Annotated in this window: 21 protein-coding genes; 6 read left to right on the top strand and 15 right to left on the bottom strand. The window is 70.1% G+C overall.

Features of this window, described 5'->3' with window-relative positions; all coding sequences use genetic code 11:
* Positions 1-64 precede the first annotated feature (64 nt).
* From Aco03nite_RS19205 to mtfM, 8 genes are all read right to left on the bottom strand, one after another.
* The gene (locus tag Aco03nite_RS19205; protein WP_203796740.1) at positions 65-544 is read right to left on the bottom strand and encodes a hypothetical protein; all 480 of its coding nucleotides are present in this window, start codon (positions 542-544) and stop codon (positions 65-67) included.
* Positions 541-966 (bottom strand): helix-turn-helix domain-containing protein, encoded by a 426-nt coding sequence (locus Aco03nite_RS19210; RefSeq protein WP_239145275.1) that lies wholly within the window; start codon positions 964-966, stop codon positions 541-543. Before Aco03nite_RS19210 ends, Aco03nite_RS19205 begins: the two co-directional genes overlap by 4 nt.
* An 88-nt stretch (positions 967-1,054) precedes the next feature.
* Positions 1,055-1,966, bottom strand: a complete 912-nt coding sequence (locus Aco03nite_RS19215) for an asparaginase (protein ID WP_203796741.1) — start codon at positions 1,964-1,966, stop codon at positions 1,055-1,057.
* Positions 1,963-2,655 (bottom strand): 3-keto-5-aminohexanoate cleavage protein, encoded by a 693-nt coding sequence (locus Aco03nite_RS19220; protein ID WP_203796742.1) that lies wholly within the window; start codon positions 2,653-2,655, stop codon positions 1,963-1,965. Before Aco03nite_RS19220 ends, Aco03nite_RS19215 begins: the two co-directional genes overlap by 4 nt.
* Positions 2,656-2,675: 20 nt before the next feature.
* Positions 2,676-3,731 carry a CAF17-like 4Fe-4S cluster assembly/insertion protein YgfZ gene (gene ygfZ, locus Aco03nite_RS19225; protein ID WP_203796743.1) on the bottom strand — a complete coding sequence of 352 codons (1,056 nt, stop codon included), beginning with the start codon at positions 3,729-3,731 and terminating at the stop codon, positions 2,676-2,678.
* Positions 3,713-4,111, bottom strand: a complete 399-nt coding sequence (locus Aco03nite_RS19230) for a Fur family transcriptional regulator (RefSeq protein WP_203796767.1) — start codon at positions 4,109-4,111, stop codon at positions 3,713-3,715. Before Aco03nite_RS19230 ends, ygfZ begins: the two co-directional genes overlap by 19 nt.
* Positions 4,112-4,241: 130 nt before the next feature.
* Entirely contained in the window at positions 4,242-4,841 is a 600-nt protein-coding gene (locus Aco03nite_RS19235; RefSeq protein WP_203796744.1) for a heme-binding beta-barrel domain-containing protein, read from the bottom strand.
* Complete coding sequence (gene mtfM / locus Aco03nite_RS54110) at positions 4,838-4,942, bottom strand: small membrane protein MtfM (RefSeq protein WP_043533180.1); 105 nt, start codon at positions 4,940-4,942, stop codon at positions 4,838-4,840. Before mtfM ends, Aco03nite_RS19235 begins: the two co-directional genes overlap by 4 nt.
* A gap of 25 nt (positions 4,943-4,967) precedes the next feature.
* On the opposite strand from mtfM, the gene Aco03nite_RS19240 reads away from it, so the two are divergent.
* On the top strand, positions 4,968-5,330 hold the full coding sequence (locus Aco03nite_RS19240; protein ID WP_203796745.1) for a DsrE family protein: 363 nt from the start codon (positions 4,968-4,970) through the stop codon (positions 5,328-5,330).
* 83 nt (positions 5,331-5,413) lie between these two features.
* Here Aco03nite_RS19240 and Aco03nite_RS19245 read toward each other — a convergent pair whose 3' ends face one another.
* From Aco03nite_RS19245 to Aco03nite_RS19265, 5 genes are all read right to left on the bottom strand, one after another.
* On the bottom strand, positions 5,414-6,205 hold the full coding sequence (locus Aco03nite_RS19245; protein WP_239145276.1) for a hypothetical protein: 792 nt from the start codon (positions 6,203-6,205) through the stop codon (positions 5,414-5,416).
* Between the two features lie 24 nt (positions 6,206-6,229).
* On the bottom strand, positions 6,230-6,532 hold the full coding sequence (locus Aco03nite_RS19250) for a hypothetical protein (protein WP_203796746.1): 303 nt from the start codon (positions 6,530-6,532) through the stop codon (positions 6,230-6,232).
* Complete coding sequence (locus Aco03nite_RS19255) at positions 6,529-6,747, bottom strand: hypothetical protein (protein ID WP_203796747.1); 219 nt, start codon at positions 6,745-6,747, stop codon at positions 6,529-6,531. The genes Aco03nite_RS19250 and Aco03nite_RS19255 overlap by 4 nt, the downstream gene beginning before the upstream one ends.
* 129 nt (positions 6,748-6,876) lie before the next feature.
* Complete coding sequence (locus Aco03nite_RS19260; protein ID WP_203796748.1) at positions 6,877-7,332, bottom strand: NUDIX hydrolase; 456 nt, start codon at positions 7,330-7,332, stop codon at positions 6,877-6,879.
* A 12-nt stretch (positions 7,333-7,344) separates the two neighbouring features.
* Complete coding sequence (locus Aco03nite_RS19265) at positions 7,345-9,240, bottom strand: ATP-dependent DNA helicase (protein ID WP_373872610.1); 1,896 nt, start codon at positions 9,238-9,240, stop codon at positions 7,345-7,347.
* Positions 9,241-9,394: 154 nt separating this feature from the next.
* On the opposite strand from Aco03nite_RS19265, the gene Aco03nite_RS19270 reads away from it, so the two are divergent.
* Positions 9,395-9,904, top strand: coding sequence for a ribonuclease FAU-1 family protein (locus Aco03nite_RS19270; protein ID WP_203796750.1), 510 nt, complete (start codon positions 9,395-9,397; stop codon positions 9,902-9,904).
* 73 nt (positions 9,905-9,977) lie between these two features.
* On the opposite strand, the gene sigJ is transcribed toward Aco03nite_RS19270, so the two are convergent.
* Entirely contained in the window at positions 9,978-10,859 is an 882-nt protein-coding gene (gene sigJ, locus Aco03nite_RS19275; RefSeq protein WP_203796751.1) for an RNA polymerase sigma factor SigJ, read from the bottom strand.
* Between the two features lie 99 nt (positions 10,860-10,958).
* Between sigJ and Aco03nite_RS19280 the strand changes: the two genes are divergently transcribed.
* The 3 genes from Aco03nite_RS19280 to Aco03nite_RS19290 all read left to right on the top strand — a co-directional run bounded on the left by Aco03nite_RS19280 (position 10,959) and on the right by Aco03nite_RS19290 (position 13,617).
* Positions 10,959-11,891, top strand: coding sequence for a PI-PLC domain-containing protein (locus Aco03nite_RS19280; protein ID WP_203796752.1), 933 nt, complete (start codon positions 10,959-10,961; stop codon positions 11,889-11,891).
* 88 nt (positions 11,892-11,979) lie between these two features.
* Entirely contained in the window at positions 11,980-12,606 is a 627-nt protein-coding gene (locus Aco03nite_RS19285; protein WP_203796753.1) for a DUF47 domain-containing protein, read from the top strand.
* Between the two features lie 48 nt (positions 12,607-12,654).
* A complete protein-coding gene (locus Aco03nite_RS19290) occupies positions 12,655-13,617 on the top strand; it encodes an inorganic phosphate transporter (protein ID WP_373872611.1) in 963 nt (320 codons plus the stop codon).
* Between the two features lie 165 nt (positions 13,618-13,782).
* Here the strand turns inward: Aco03nite_RS19290 and Aco03nite_RS19295 are convergent, their stop codons facing one another.
* Positions 13,783-14,760, bottom strand: a complete 978-nt coding sequence (locus Aco03nite_RS19295) for a Gfo/Idh/MocA family protein (protein ID WP_203796755.1) — start codon at positions 14,758-14,760, stop codon at positions 13,783-13,785.
* A gap of 152 nt (positions 14,761-14,912) precedes the next feature.
* Here Aco03nite_RS19295 and Aco03nite_RS19300 point away from each other — a divergent pair, with 152 nt between their 5' ends.
* Complete coding sequence (locus tag Aco03nite_RS19300; protein WP_239145277.1) at positions 14,913-15,695, top strand: NUDIX hydrolase; 783 nt, start codon at positions 14,913-14,915, stop codon at positions 15,693-15,695.
* Positions 15,696-16,036 lie beyond the last annotated feature (341 nt).

Raw genomic sequence — 16,036 nt, forward strand, 5'->3', positions numbered from 1 at the left:
GAAGAGTCTATGCCGCGGGCCCCGGCAGTGCCGGGGCCCGCTGAGCATGTCCGTCAGGAGTTGATCACTCCGCGGAGGCGGCCGGCTTGGCCCGCTTGCGCGGCTTCGGCGCGGCCGGGGCGGCCTCGACGGCCTTGGGCTCCTCGACGGGGGCCTCGACGGCCTTCGGCTGCTCGGTGCTCTCGATGTCGGCGTTGACCACCTCGGCAGCCTCGACGACACCGGTGCCGACCACGCGCTCGCCGCGGGAGACCAGCTCGTTGTAGACGGCGATGGCCCGCTCCGAGGCGACCTGGGCGAAGTTGGCGGCGGCGGTGGCCGCGTTCTCCCGGAGGGCGTTGAAGTCGGTGGTCTCGGCCTTGCCCCGCAGCTCGGAGGCCTTGCTACCGGCCTGCTCGTTGTAGGAGCGCAGCGAGGCGGCGGCCTTGTCGCTGAGCTCGGTCACCACGGCCGGGAGCTTGCGCAGCTGCTCGTAGGCGAGGTCACCGGCGCCGGCGGCGGCGTACAGCGGGGTCGGGATCTTGGTCTTGGTCGGCTCGGTCATGACTTCTCCTCGGCGATCGGGGTGGTCCGGGGCGCGTCGTCCGCGGGCTCGGCAGGCTCGGCGGGCTGCGGGTTGTTACGCGCGTTCTCATTGCGGAACGTCTCGTAGATCTGCGTCAGGGACTGCTTCTGCGCGATCGTGAGCTCCGGGTCGACCGCGATGGCGGCCAGCACGCCCTGCTGGCCCTCGCCATCGAGCAGTCCGGCCCGCAGATACATCGCGGGCGTCGACACTCGCAAGGCGCTGGCGATCTGGGCCAGCACCTCGGCGCTCGGTTTACGCAGGCCACGCTCGATCTGACTCAGGTAGGGGTTGCTCACCCCGGCCTTGTCGGCGAGCTGCCGGAGTGAGATCTTCGCGGTCTGCCGCAGGTCTCGGATGAAGGTCCCGATGTCCTCAGGCAGGTCCTTGGGTGCGGCCATGTCTCGAAGTTAGCCCGCCTTGCTAGCTCTTGCAAGCAAAACGCTAACTCCAGCTAGCGTGAACCGAGTCACCCCTGATTTATGCCCCTTAGAAGGTCGCGCGGACCTCGCCGACCGGCAGGCCACCACCCAGAACGACCTCCGGAAGTACGTCCGGGACCTCCACACCGAGCCGGCGCAGGGCCGCGAGCAGCACCGGACCACGCGCCCGGGCCGCGCCGTCGGAGATCTTCAGGGCCACCGCGCCGATACCGGGCATCGCCGCCGCGGCCACCCCGTCCGCGCCCTTCTTCACCAGCAGGCCGGGGATCGCCCCCATCAGCACGGTGTCGTCGGTCCCGGTGCCGGCCACCAACTCGGGGTTCGCCCGGATGGCGTCGGCGACCCGGCGCTCCGGTGTCCCCGGCTCCGCGTCGACGAGCGCCCGGAACGCGCGGGCCAGCCCGAGCGGGGAGATCGCGAAGATCGGCGCGCCGCAGCCGTCCACCCCGAGCGCCGCGATCGGCTCACCGGACAGCCGGCTGACCGCGTCGGCCAGCGCCTTCTGCAGCGGGTGGCCGACCTCCAGGTACGACTCCAGCGGCCACCCGTTGACAACACAGGTGGCGAGCATCCCGGCGTGCTTGCCGGAGCAGTTCATCAGGATCGGCTCGGCCTCGCCACCGGCCCGCAGCCAGTCCCGCCGTGAGGTCTCGCCGTGCGGCAGGTCGGCCGGGCAGCGCAGCGCCTCCGGACCGAGCCCGGCCGCCGCGAGCATCGCCCGCACCCGTTCCACGTGGAACGGCTCGGCGTCGTGACTGCCGCTCATCAGCGCCAGGTCCGCTTCCTCGCGCGGGACGAGACCCGAGGTCAGCAGCCCGACGGTCTGCAGCGGCTTGCTGGACGACCGCGGGAAGAACGGGCTCGTCACGTCACCGAGGCTCTCCCCACCGGGGACGGCGACGACACCGTGGTGGACGCTCTCCACAAAACCGGAACGGACGACTTCGGCAACGATCATCGGGGTGGAACTCCCAGCAGGTCACGGGCTTGAGCAGAGGTGAGCGGCGGCCGCTGGGCGAGCTGGGCGAACCCGACCGCCCGGGCGACCAGCTGCATGTCCGAATCGACCGGACGATTCTCGGCGTACGACAGGGTGTCGCGCGTGCCGACCCGGAGATGACCGCCGGTCGCGAGCGCCGTCAGCATCACCGGCAGGGTGCCCCGGTCCAGCCCGGTGGCCGAGAACGTGGTGCCCGGCGGCAGATCCCGGATCACCCGCTCGCAGGCGACCACCGCGGCCGCCGTGCCGGGCATCCCGCCGGGCACACCCAGCACCAGCTCGACGTGCACACCCCGGCCGGCCGGCAGACCGCGCTCGTCGAGCAGGCGGCGGAGGACGTCGAGCCCGGCCGCGTCGACGATCTGGTGGACCGGCACCACCCCGCGCTCCCACAACAGCGAGTACGCGGCGGCGTCACCCGGCGGGCAGAGGGCCATCTCGCCGCCGGCGCCGGCCCGGATGATCAGGCCGGTCGACTCCCGCAGCGCGGCCACCGTCTCGCGCAGCCGCCCCGGGTCGTCGCCGGTGGGCACGTCGATCGCCGCGGCGCCCAGCGCCTCGGACTCCTTGGCCGTCGCCACCAGCGCGGCCAGGCTCCCCGCGGTGTCCGCGCCGGTCGGGGCGACGGTGATCAAGGTCCCGGTCATGCCTCGCATACTGCCATGGGTCACCCGGCGTCGATGGCGGCCGCCGACTCCCCCACCGACAGGTCGGCATCGTCCGGGACATTTCGTTTCACCACTGCCAGCGCGACCATGCCCAGCTCGTGATGGCGGACCGCGGTGCCGATGAAACCGACGGCCCGGCCGGCCAGCTCGACCGGGGTGTGCCGGGCCGGCGGATGGTCACTTGCCACACCGTCCAGGTGCAGCAGAACCTGCCGGCGCGGCGGGCGGCCCAGGTTGTGCACCCGGGCGACCGTCTCCTGCCCCCGGTAGCAGCCCTTCTCCATGTGCACACTGGTGGCCATCAGGCCGATCTCGGCGGGGATGGTGCGGTGATCGGTCTCCCAGCCCAGCCGGGGGATGCCACGAGCCACACGGACCGCCTCGTACGCCCAGAGCCCGGCCCGCGCCACACCCAGCTTCTCGATCACCTCGTCCCTGCGGGCGCGCGGCACCAGCAGGTCGACCCCGAGCGGGACACGGCGGGCCAGGCCACCTTCGAAAGGGCGTACCGCATAGTTGCTCGTCGCACCGGGCGGAACCGACCCGGCGGCGAACCGGGCATCCGGCACCGCGCCCACCCTGGGCTCGGTGAGCTCCGGGAACAGCTCGGCCGCACCCGGCCCCACCAGGGACAACACGGCGATCTCGGCGGTCGCGTCACGGGGCTCGACCCGGGTGAAGAACCGCATCATCTCGAGATATTTCAGGAGCCCGGCACCCGCGCCCGGCTCGGTGTCCAGCCACGCCGTCGTCCCGTCCTCGGCGACCAGGGCGTGCTGCTCGATGTGCCCGTTCGGCGAGAGGACCAGCAACTCGGTGCCCTCACCCGCGCCGAGAGCGGACAGGTGCTGGGTGGTGATGGTGTGCAGCCAGCTCGCCCGCTCCTCGCCGGGAACCGCGATCACCTCACGGTTCGACCTGTCGACCAGGCCCACCCCGGTCTCCAGCAGACGCTGCTCGCGCACCGGATCGCCGAAGTGCGCCGGCACCCCGGCGTCGGCCGAACCCGGCTCCAGATCCTCGATCATGACGGTGGTCACTCGGCCTCCTTGCATCCGCCGCACACTCCGAAGAGCGAGACGTGTCCCACATCGACCCGGAAATCCCGCTCCCGCAACAACTGCTCGGTCACCGGGGTCAACACCGCCGGATCCACCTCCGAGATCGACCCGCACGACCGGCACACCAGATGGACGTGCTGGTGCTCGCCGGCCGCCGAATAGGTCGGCGAACCGTGCGACAGGTGCGTGTGATTCACCAGCCCGAGCTCTTCGAGCAGCTCAAGGGTCCGGTAGACGGTGGTGATGTTGACGCCGGCGGCACGCTCACGGACCGCGTTGTGCACCGTCTCGGGCGTCGCATGACCGAGATCATGCACCGCTTCGAGGATCAACTGACGCTGTGGGGTGAGCCGCAGACCCCTCTCGCGGAGCATGGCGGCTAGCGATGTGGCGGACACGTGACGAGCATAGTTCGGTCTCCACACCGCCGGTCGGCTTGCTGGACGGGGTGTCCCGGGCACGACCGCCCCGGACTCCCCCGTCTCCTCGACCTGCCGGGGTTACTCAGCCACCGATGCGCAGCAGCCGGGCCGACATGTGCGGCTTCAGACCGCTCTGGCCGACCGCGATCTCCTGCGCGTAGAGCAGCGCGCCCTCGACCACACCGAACAGCCGGTGGCCGCCGGTCACCGGCAGACCCGACGGCGTGTACGCCACCGCGTCGGCGGTCATCTCCAGCCGGGTGGTGGCCGTCTTGCCCAGGTACAGCTCGGCCACCCCGTCCGGGCGGATCATCGTGGCCTCCATCTCGTCGCCCGGCCGGCCGTCGACCAGCACCGGACGCCAGAACCCGGACTCGACCAGCGCCTGACCGGCCGGCTTCGAGTCGTCGTCGAGCAGCCAGGCCCTCGACTCGTACCGCAGGAAGTCCCGGCCGTCGTGGCTGATCCGGATCTCCTGGGCGAAGTCGTAGTCCTCCTCCTGCGGGAACCCGCCCTGACCCCGGCCCCGCCACAACCCGATGAACGGCAGCAGACCCAGCAGCGACTGGTGCAGGTCCGGACCGGACCGCAGATCGTGGGTGTCCTCATAGGGATAGCGCTCGACCGGTGGGGCGTTGAGCCACGGCGGCGGTCCCAGCGGGTTTTCCGTCTCGTTGCTCACCAGCGTCCCCTCGAAATGCGCATTGCCAGATAGCCGAAGCCGCCGGCCAGACCGCCCAGAGCGGCCACCAGCAGACTCACGAACCCGATTTCCGTAACCATGACCGGCCCATCCTATGCTGGCGCCATGACACGCCTGCTCGTCGTCAAGGCCACCGCCGGAGCCGACGCGCCGGAACGCTGCAACCAGGCGTTCAACGTGGCCGGCACCGCCGCGACCGCCGGTGTCGACGTGTCGTTCTGGCTGACCGGAGAATCCACCTGGTTCGCCCTGCCCGGCCGGGCCGCCGAGTTCACGCTGCCGCACGCCGCCCCGCTGCCCGACCTGATCGAGCTGCTGCTGGAAACCGGCCGGATCACCGCCTGCACCCAGTGCGCGGCCCGCCGCGAGATCGGCCCCGGCGACGTGCTCCCCGGCATCCGCATCGCCGGCGCCGCGGTCTTCGTCGAGGAGATCATGTCCGAGGGCGCGCAGGCGCTGGTCTACTGAGCGCCGGTCTACTGAACGCCTGCTACCAGGCTTTCCTACCGGCAGCCGGTGGTCACTTCTCGCCGGCAGCCGGCGGTCGCTTCTTACCGGCAGCCGGTGGTCACCGAGATCCGGGACCGTTCGCCGTTCGCGGTGGCCACGACCGATTCGGACCCGTTGCGGTACGCCCACCCGCTCGCGTCCATCCACACCGGCTCCGCGTCGGCGGGCACCGCACCGGCCCCGTCCGCCTGGAAGGTGGCCGCCGTGCCGCCGTCCGGGCAGACCACCGCGCCCCGGACCGTGGCCGCGGACTCCCGCAGCATCTCCGGCACCGCTCCCGCCGCCGGATCCTCCCGGTCGAGCCCGTCCACGGTCGGCCGGCAGCCGGTGAAGACCGACAGGTTCAGCACCTGGTCCTGCGACTGCGCCTCGGCCCGCACCCCGACGTACTCCCCCGCATCGGCGAAGAACGACAACCGGGTGCCACCACGGGTGGCCAGCACCGACGCGCCGTAAGCCGCCGGAAGCCCGTCCGCCAGCCCGCGAAGGGCCTCTTGGGCCTCACCTTCGGGCACGTAGAGCGTGACGTCCCGGGTGGCCTCCAGCCCGTCCCGGACCGGGGTGATCGCACACTCGGTGAGCCGCAGCTCCCCGATCCGCAGCACCCACCGCTCGTCCTGCACCACTTCGACGACGGTCCCCGCGACGGTACGCAGAACCGGCAGAGCCTGCCCGATGTCCCGCTGCTCGGGCACGGTGGCCGGATCGTTGCGCACCGACCAGAAGACCGCCCCGGTCAGCAACACACCCCAGGCAGCCACCACACCCCAGGTCCACCACCGCCGCTTCGGACCAGCAGGCGGTGGTGGATCCACATACCCTGGCCCCGTCACGGCAGCCATGGTGCCATGCAGGGGTCAGATGTCGAATGCCGCCCGTAGCGCGACGTCCGCGAAATGCCGGCTCGCATCACCCAGAACCGCGGTCCGCGATCTCAGACTCTTCTTGTCGATTGAGCCGACACGGTAGAAAAGGAAGGTACCGAGCGGCGTTCCGTTGCTGTCGTTGAGACCGGGCATCCCTACCTTCGGCTCCAGAACATCCGATAACGGGACGACAAGGACCCCGTTTTGATCACCGATAGTCGCATCGTTTCCGACGATCACCACACTGCGCTCGTGGCCGAATCGCTCAACTGTCCAGACATCCCCGCGCTTCATGCCACGTCCTGTTCGAAGATGCGATCGAGGCCGTCTTCCCTCCAGCCCGGCGGCTCGTCGGGGTGGAGGCGGAAGAACTCCGCGCTCAACTCGGCCGACTCGATGATGGCCTGCCGCCAGGCTGCGTGGGACAGCCACTGTGACAGGGTCATCCCCTTGGCTTCGGCAGCCATCCGGGCGGCCATCAGCGACTGCCGCTCGATGTCCACGGTCACCGGCTCGGGTGTCCGCGCCAGCCGAGTCGCCTCACTCTCCGTACCAGGCATACGACCAGGGTATGCCAGAACCTGCGCACACTTCTCGTGTTTCACCGTCATGGCGCTAGGTTATATGCGACTAGTCCCTCAGTCCAAAGTCGACGATTTCTCCGGCGCTGCTCCGACGTGTGATTCCAGGATCGCGCGGTACTCCGGAGAGCTCAGAAAACGCTCGATCATCTCGGTGCTGCCCGGGGTGAAAGGCCTGTCCAGAACCTCTTTCGCCGGGATGAAGAGCATGGCCGCGCCCTCGCCGAGGACCACGTCTTCCTGATCGGCTGAAGTCACTCCGTAGAAGTAGTTCTTGGTGCGGTTCTGCTCGGGTAGTTCCTGGCAGGCGAACAGGCGCAGGGGCTCGTCCGGGCGTAGTTCGGTCTCCTCCCACAACTCGCGGGTGGCGCCCTCCTGCGGGGTCTCGCCGTCCTCGATCGCGCCGCCGGGGAGGCCCCAGACGTTCGGGTAGTACGGGGCCTTGTCGTCGCGCAACTGCAGCAGCACCGCGCCGGTACGGTCGATCAGGAACGTGCAGGCGACATGGATCAACGGTCGGTCCTCTCAGCTGTTGGCGAGACGGCGTAGGGCGCCCTCGGCCACGTCGGTGCGTGTCGTGTACCAGAACGGGGGCAGCGACCGGCGTAGGAACGGGCCGTACCCACGGGCCGTCTCCAGGCGGGAGTCCAGGACCGCCACCACGCCCTTGTCGCCTGTCGAGCGGATCAGCCGGCCGACACCCTGGGCCAGGCGGACGGCGGCGATCGGGACACTGACCGCGGAGAAGCCGGAGCCACCGGAGGCGTCGACCGCGGCGGCCCGGGCGGCGGCCAGCGGCTCGTCGGGGCGCGGGAACGGCAGGCGGTCGATGACGACCAGCTGGCACGCGTCACCGGGCACGTCGACGCCCTGCCAGAGCGACATCACGCCGAAGAGGCAGCTCGCCTGGTCCTCCTTGAACTTCCGTACCAGAATCGGCAGTGTCTCCTCGCCCTGAAGAAGGATCGGCAGATCCGTCTTGGCCCGCAGCAGCTCAGCGGCCTGGGTGGCGGCCTTGCGGGAGGAGAACAGCCCGAGGGTGCGACCGCCGAGCGCCTCGACGAGACGCAGCAGCTCGGCCCCGGCGGCGTCCGGCAGACCGGACATGCTGGGCCGGGGCAGGTGCGCCGCGACGTAGAGGATGCCCTGTTTCGGATAGTCGAAGGGCGAGCCCACGTCGAGCGAGGTCCAGCCGTCGCCGGACGAGGCCGCACTGTCGGCGGGCAGCCCGAGGGACCGCGCCACGGTGTCGAACTTGCCACCGAGGGTCAGCGTGGCGGAGGTCACCACCACGGTCCGGTCGGCGTACAGCGCCTCGGAGAGGGTGTTGGCGACCGAGAGCGGGGCGACCACCAGGGCCCGCCGGCCGCTGCCGAAGTCGGACTTCTCGATCCAGGCGACGTCGAACTTGTTCTCCTCCAGCAGCCGCTGCGACGTACTGGAAAGCTCGTCAAGAACTGCTTTGGCCTGCTGTTTGCCGACCGGGTCGGAGTCGTCGGCCTTGATCTCGCCGATCGAGGCGAGCCCGGACCGGGTGGCCGACTCCAGGGTGGCGACGGCGAGGCGCAGCCGCTCGGGCAGCCCGTTGGTGAGCCGCTCGGCGGGCAGGTCGGCGAGGCAGACGGTCAGCTCGTCGGCGGCCTGGGCCAGCTGCTCGGCGGCGGACGGGGTGATCATCGTGCGGGCGCGACGGCCGGCCCGCTCGACCGCCTCCGCGGTGATCTCGGCCTGGGCCGCGGAGGAGACCCGGTCGGCCAGCTCGTGCGCCTCGTCGACGATCAGCAGCTTGTGCGGCGGGACGATCTGCCGGTCGGCGATCATGTCGACGGCGAGCAGGCTGTGGTTGGTGACGACGATGTCGGCCTCGCGGGCGCGGACCCGGGAGGCCTCGGCGAAACACTCCTGCCCGTAGGGACACCGGCCGGCGCCGACGCAGTCCCGCGCCGGCATCGACACCTGACGCCAGACCACGTCGTCGACACCGGGATCCAGGTCGTCGCGGTCGCCGGTCTCGGTCTTCTCCGCCCACTTGCGGATCCGCAGGATCTGCTTGCCGATCTTGCCGGCCTCGCCGAGCCACTGACCGGCCTTGGGCGCGGGCGGGGCGGAGTCGAAGAGGGTGTCGGTCGGCTCCTGCTCGTCGGCGTGCTCGAGTTTTGCCGCGCACAGGTAGTGGTGGCGGCCCTTGAGCACGGCGAACGTCGGCCGGCGCCCGAGCACCGGCTGAACCGCCTCGGCCAGCCGGGGCAGGTCGTGGGCGACCAGCTGGTTCTGCAGGGCCAGGGTGGCGGTGGAGACCACCACCGGGCCCTCGACGAGCAGGGCCGGGGTCAGGTAACCGAGGCTCTTGCCGGTGCCCGTGCCGGCCTGGACGAGCAGGTGCTCCTTGTTCTTGACGGCCTTGTCGATGGCCTCGACCATCGCCTGTTGGCCGGGGCGGGCGGAACCACCGGGAACCGCCCCCACGGCGGCGGCGAGGATCTGCTCGGCGGAGGCCTTCTTCTTACTGGCTGCGGGCACGCAGGAACCGTACCCGCCACCACCGACATCTTCGGGTCACCGTTAGGGTGCACCCATGCCGAGCGAGATGGTCCGGGTCATCTACACGAAGTACGACGGTTCGGCTCATCGTGACTACCCGGCCCGCAAGCTGGCGGAGGACGACCTCGGCATCTGGGTCGGTGTGACACGCGGCACAGCCTCGGTCTACCACGGCCGCCCGTCGGTGGAGCAGATCCCGTTCGTGCTGCTCATCCCGCACTACGCGTGGTGGACCGGGATGTTCAACCCGCCCCCGCGGACCAGTGAGGTCTACTGCGACATCACCACCCCGGCCCGCTGGGAGGGTGACACCGTGCACATCGTCGACCTGGATCTGGACGCGGTGCGCCGCCGCGAGTCCGGCCTGGTCGAGCTGCGCGACGAGGACGAGTTCGCCGAGCACCGGGAGGCCTTCGGTTACCCGGAGGACCTGGTCGGGCACGCCGAGGCGGCCGCTGAATACCTGATGGGCGCGCTCGGCGACGGCACCGAGCCGTTCGCCTCGCACTACCGCAAGCATCTACTCGAAGTCACCCAGGACTAGTTCTTTCTTGAAATCGGCCGGGGCTACGGCGGGGCCAGGAGTGCGCCTGACCTCGCCTCGCACTCGGCCGATTTCAAGAAAGAACTAGCTTCTCCGGGTTCTGCTGGTTGAAGACGCCGGTGATGCGACCGTTGTCGACGGTGATCGCGGCCACCACCAGCAGCTGACTGCCGTCCGGGTTGCGGCCGCTCATCAGCAGCGCGGCCGAGCCGTTCACCACCACCGGTTCGACCTTCAGATCAGTGGCGCCGGCCAGCCGGTGGGTGACCAGGCCGATGATGAAGCGGGCCACCTTTTCGGCGCCGAGGACCGGGCGCAACGCGGCACGCACGACGCCGCCACCGTCGCCGATGGCGACCACGTCAGGGGCCAGGACCGCGGCCAGCGTACGCATGTCGCCGTCCTGCGCCGCGGCCAGGAACGCACTCAGCAGCCGCCGTTGCTCGGGCAGCCCGGCGGTGTGCCGCACCTGCCCCTCGGCGACCGCCTTACGAGCCCGGGAGGCGTGCTGCCGGGCCGCCGCCGGTGTGCTGTCGAGCACCGCCGCCACCTCGTCGAACGGCACCGCGAACGCGTCGTGCAGGACGAACGCCACCCGCTGCTCGGGGGTCAGCCGCTCCAGCACCACGAGCAGGGCGATGCTGACCTGATCCGCCAGTTCGGCGTGGTCGGCCGGGTCGGCGTCGGGTTCGACCACGAAGGCGGGCAGCCATTCACCGGGGTACGTGTTCCGGCGTACCCGCGCGGAATTGAGCTGGTCCAGACAGATCCGTGCGGTGACCGTGGTGAGCCACCCCCGTACGTCACGAATGTCCTCGTCCCGCTGTTGCGCGTAGCGCAGCCACGTCTCCTGGACGGCGTCCTCGGCCTCGGCGCGGTTGCCGAGCATCCGGTAGGCGACCGCCGTCAGGTGGGAACGGTGGGCTTCGAAGTCGGTCACGGACGGCGACGGCATGACACGAATTCTGCGCGACATTGCCCGTTCTCGCCTATCGGCTGTGCCACAGTATGAAACACCCATATCGTACGAATCGGATGGTGACTGGTGCAGGAGATGGCAGCGATCGCGGGCGGACTGGCCGGGCTCGCCGGAGCCGGTGGCGCGGTCACCGTCGCCCTGATCCGCCGGCGCCACCCCTGGCTCACCGCCGGGCACGCGCTGACCGGCCCGGAGACGATCGACCCGCTGCCCGGCGTGATCAAGCTCGGCCTGTCCGGGATGACCGTCGTGGTCACCCCGGGCCCGCGTGGCGAGCTGTACCTCGGCCCCGGCGACCCACAACCCGGCCGGACCCTGCGCCGCCTGGTGCTGGCCCCGCTCTTCACCCGGGCCGGCGCGAACGGCGGCCGCCTGTGGCCGGACCAGCGCGCGTCGTTTCGGCTGGTCATCGAATTCGGCGGCGGCAACCGGGATCCGGAGGCGCTGCTGCGTGCCTACCGGATGCTGGACCAGCAGTTACGGGACCACGCCGGCCTGCTCAGCAGCTGCCGGGACGGAAAGCTGCGGCTCCGGGCGGTGACCGTGACGGTGGCCGGGGCGGTCGACGTCCGGGAGCTGCTGGCCGCCGAACCGGTGCGGTACGCGTTCGCCGACGGCGACTTCGACGACCTCGGCTCCCACTCGGCCCCGCCGACCCTGGTGCCGATGGTCAGCGAGCCGTGGACCCGCCGGTTCGGCTGGGACGGCCGCGACTCGATCACCGCCGAGGAACGGCACCAGCTGCACGCCCTGATCCGGGCGGCACACGCCGACGGCCGGACGGTACGCATCTCCGGGCTCCCGGACGGCACCCGCAAGGACCGGGCCGCGATCTGGACCGAACTGAGCGCCGCCGGCGTGGACGTGATCGCCGACACCGATCTGACCGGCCTGGCCCGGCACCTGCGCCGCCTCCCCATCGCTCCCACCGCTCTCACCAGGGCGATCGTCCGTCCCGCGGCACGACCCGACGCACATCGTTCAGAGAGTCGTCACGAGCCGGTTTGAAGACCGTCGTGAGGGGTGAACCCGCACGGACCGATAGCATGCGTTCGGAGATCCATTCATATAGAGCCCGCCGATCGAGGTCCCCGCCGTGAAGTTCTCATTCCGCCCCGTCGAGGGTGCCTTCTACGAGCTCTTCACCAGGGCCGCCCAGAACCTGGTCAAGGGCACCGAGTTGCTGAACGAGCTGGCGCTGCCCGGTGTGGACGTCCAATCCGTCGCGGACCGGTTGAGCGATGTGGAACACGACAGCGACTCGATCACGCACGAGCTCTACAAGAAGATCAACTCCACTTTCATCACCCCGTTCGACCGGGAGGACATCTACTCGCTCGGCTCCCAGCTGGACGACGTGATGGACCACCTGGAGGCGGCCGGAAACCTGCTCTACCTGTACGGGCTCACCGATCTGCCCTCCCTGCCCCGCGAGATGCACGAGCTGGTCACCGTGCTCGACACGCAGGCCAAGGTGACCGCCGAGGCGATGCCGAAACTGCGCTCGCTGAAAGGCATGGAGGAGTACTGGATCGAGATCAACCGGCTGGAGAACGACGGTGACCGGGCGTACCGGATGCTGCTCGTCCGGCTCTTCTCCGGTGAGTACGACGCGCTGACCGTGCTCAAGATGAAAGAGGTCGTCGACGAGCTGGAAGCCGCCTGCGACGCCTTCGAGCACGTGGCGAACACCATCGAGACCATCGCGGTCAAGGAGTCCTAGACCGTGGATGCCACCCTGATCGCCGTCATCGCGGTGATCCTCGCCGCGATGGCCTTCGACTACACGAACGGCTTCCACGACGCGGCGAACGCCATCGCGACCAGTGTCAGCACCCGGGCGCTCACACCCCGGGTAGCCCTCGCGATGGCCGCGGTCGGCAACTTCATCGGCGCGCACCTGGGTACCGAGGTCGCCAAGACCGTCGGGGACGGCCTGGTCGATCTGCCGACCGGCATCCCCAGCCTGGGCATCGTCTTCGCCGGTGTGCTCGGCGCGATCACCTGGAACCTGATCACCTGGTACTTCGGGCTGCCCTCCAGCTCGTCACACGCGCTCTTCGGCGGCCTGGTCGGCGCGACGCTCTTCGCCACCGTCGGCAGCGTCCAGTGGGACAACATCATCAACAAGGTGCTGATCCCGATGGTGGTGTCGCCGCTGGTCGGCCTGGTGCTCGGCTTCATCGTGATGATCGCGATCATGTGGATCTTCCGGCGCGGGCACCCCGGCCGGCTGAACCGCGGTTTCCGCTGGGCACAGACCGTCTCGGCGGCGGCCATGTCCATCGGGCACGGCATGCAGGACGCGGCGAAGACCATGGGCATCGTGGTGCTGGCCCTGTACACCGGTGGCATCCAGTCGTCGTCGACCGACATCCCGGAGTGGGTCTACTGGACGTCGGCCACCGTGCTGGCGGCCGGCACCTACGCCGGTGGGTGGCGGATCATCCGCACTCTCGGCCGCAAGATCATCGACCTGGGCCCGGCCGAGGGCTTCGCCGCCGAGACCGTGGCCAGCTCGGTGCTCTACTTCAACGCCCTGGTCCTGCACGCGCCGATCTCGACCACCCACACGATCACCTCGGCGATCATGGGCGTGGGCGCGACCAAGCGCCTCAGCGCGGTCCGCTGGAACGTAGCGGGCAACATCGTGATCGCCTGGATCACGACGTTCCCCGCCGCCGCCTTCTTCTCCTGCGTGATCTACTTCATCGTCCGGCCACTCTTCGTCTGAGCCGCGCCCCTCATCTTCGTTCGAGGCGCGCCTGTCAGCTTCGTCCGAGGCGCGCCTGTCAGCTTCGTCCGAGCCGCGCCTGTCAGCTTCGTTCGAGGCGCGTCTCTCGCGCGTCTTTCATTTTCGCCTGAGACGCGGCGTTCCTCTTCGTCTGCGGCGCGCCTCTCAGTAGTTGACGCCGACCTGCTCGCGCAGCGTGTCCAGCAGCGCCATCACCTCGAGCGTCGTCGAGTGCGGCACCAGCGGGCTCTCCAGCTCCCCGGCGAGCAGGCAGCGCTGCACCTCGGCCGCCTCGAACTGGTAACCCTTGCCCTCGAACGGGAACTCGAACGTCTCCGGCTCTTTGCCGTCCACGTTCAGCACGAACGAACGTGGCACGAAGAACCCCTCCGGCAGATCGATCCGGCCGCCGGTGCCGGTGATCGCGGCAGCGTTCCGGCTCGGGCCGTTGATGCTGCAGGTCAGAGCAGCCACCCCTCCGCCCTCGTAGCCCAGCAGAATGCCGGTGGTCTCATCCACCCGCTCCGGGGTGAGATGCGCCCAGGCCTGCGCCGACGCCGGCACCCCGAGGATCAGGTGGGCCAGGTGGATCGGGTAGACACCCAGGTCGAGCAGGGCGCCACCGCCCAGTTTCGGGTCACGCAGCCGGTGCGACGCCTCGAACGGCCCCTGCAACCCGAAGTCGGCGTGGATCGTGCTGACCGCACCGATCGCACCGGACGACACCAGCTCGGCGATCTTGCGGATGGCCGGGTTGAGGCGCATCCACATGGCCTCCATCAGGAACACCCCGCGCGAGTGCGCCGCCTCCAGCAGCAACGCGGCCGACGGCAGGTCCAGGGTGATCGGTTTCTCGACGAGCACGGCCTTGCCCGCTTCGATGCACAGCATCGCCGCATCCAGGTGGAAGGCGTGTGGCGTCGCCACGTAGACCACGTCGACGTCGTCGTCGGCGGCCAGCTCCGCGTAGGAGCCGTGGGCGCGGGCGAAACCGTGCTCCTGCGCGAAAGCCTCCGCGTTGGCGAGGCTGCGCGAGCCCACGGCAGCGAGCTCGGCGCCCTCCACCAGTTTCAGGTCGGCGGCGAATGCACTGGCGATCCCGCCGGGGCCGAGAATGCCCCAGCGAACCTTCTGTCCGGTCATGATCATTACGGTATCTCCCCCGCCGTCGGCTGCGAACCCATCCTCCCACCGGCGCCCGGCTGGTTCGGGAGTTGTCCACAGGCGCCGGGTGCGGCACGAGCCGATGTGGATAACGTATCGCCGCCGGCCCACACGGTGGCAGGATCGGTCCGGTGACCGACTCGATGTCGCTACCGCCCGCCATGTCGCAACGAGCACGGGAGTTCACCGGGCCACCCGTCCCGGCCCGCCCCGCCGCCACCGTCGTGCTGCTCCGGCCACACGACGACACCTTCCAGGTCTATGTGCTGCGCCGCGCCGCGACGATGACCTTCGGTGGCCTCTACGCCTTCCCCGGCGGCGCCGTCGACCCGTCCGACCGCCCGACGACGATCCGCACCGACTGGCCCGACCGCCTCGGCGTCCCACCGGCGGAGGCGCACGCTGTCGTGGGCGCCGCCGCCCGCGAGCTGTTCGAGGAGACCGGTGTCCTGCTGGCCGGCCCCCGCTCCGAGCCGGACCGCACCATCGCCGCCACCGACTCGCCGGAGTGGGAGGCCGACCGCGCCGCCGTCCAGGCCCGCACCCTGTCCATGACCGATCTGCTGGCCCGCCACGACCTGCGCCTCCGCGACGATCTGCTGCTGCCGTGGTCCCGCTGGATCACCCCGGAGTTCGAGCCACGCCGCTACGACACGTGGTTCTTCGCCGCGCTGCTCCCCGAGTCCCAGGCCACCCGGGACGTCTCCGGCGAAGCCTCCACAACAGCCTGGATCCCCCCAACCGAGACCACGCTGCCGATGCTCCCACCCACCCGCCGGACGTTGGCCGAGATCGCCGCCCACCCGACGATCCCCGAGGTGGTGGCCGCTTCCACCCACCGCGACGCCGCCACCCCCTTGACCCCACGGATAGTCATCACCCCGGACGGAAAGGCCCAACTTCAACTGCCCTGATTTTTGTACGCCCGACAAACAGCCCCGCCCCGTCCCGCGACGCAGGCGCCACTCAAGACCGCCCAGCGACCGCCGGGCCGGATGCGACGGTCACCGAAGAACAAACGCCACCCCGCGCCGCCGGCCTGGCGGCCAATCGCGGCGTCGGCCGCGGGCCGTTACCGACCGGCAGGTTCGGCGGCGGGCCGTTACCGACCGGCACAGGTTCGCCGGCTGCGACCAGGAACTGGCGCGAGGTCGACAGGCAGCTACCAGACCGGGCAACTATCACCCACTTGCCACGACCCGGCGACCCGGCACAGCTTGACGACCCGGCACAGCTTGACGACCCGGCACAGCTT

It is taken from the genome of Actinoplanes couchii, from assembly GCF_016862075.1.
In the GTDB taxonomy this organism is placed as follows: Bacteria; Actinomycetota; Actinomycetes; order Mycobacteriales; family Micromonosporaceae; genus Actinoplanes; species Actinoplanes couchii.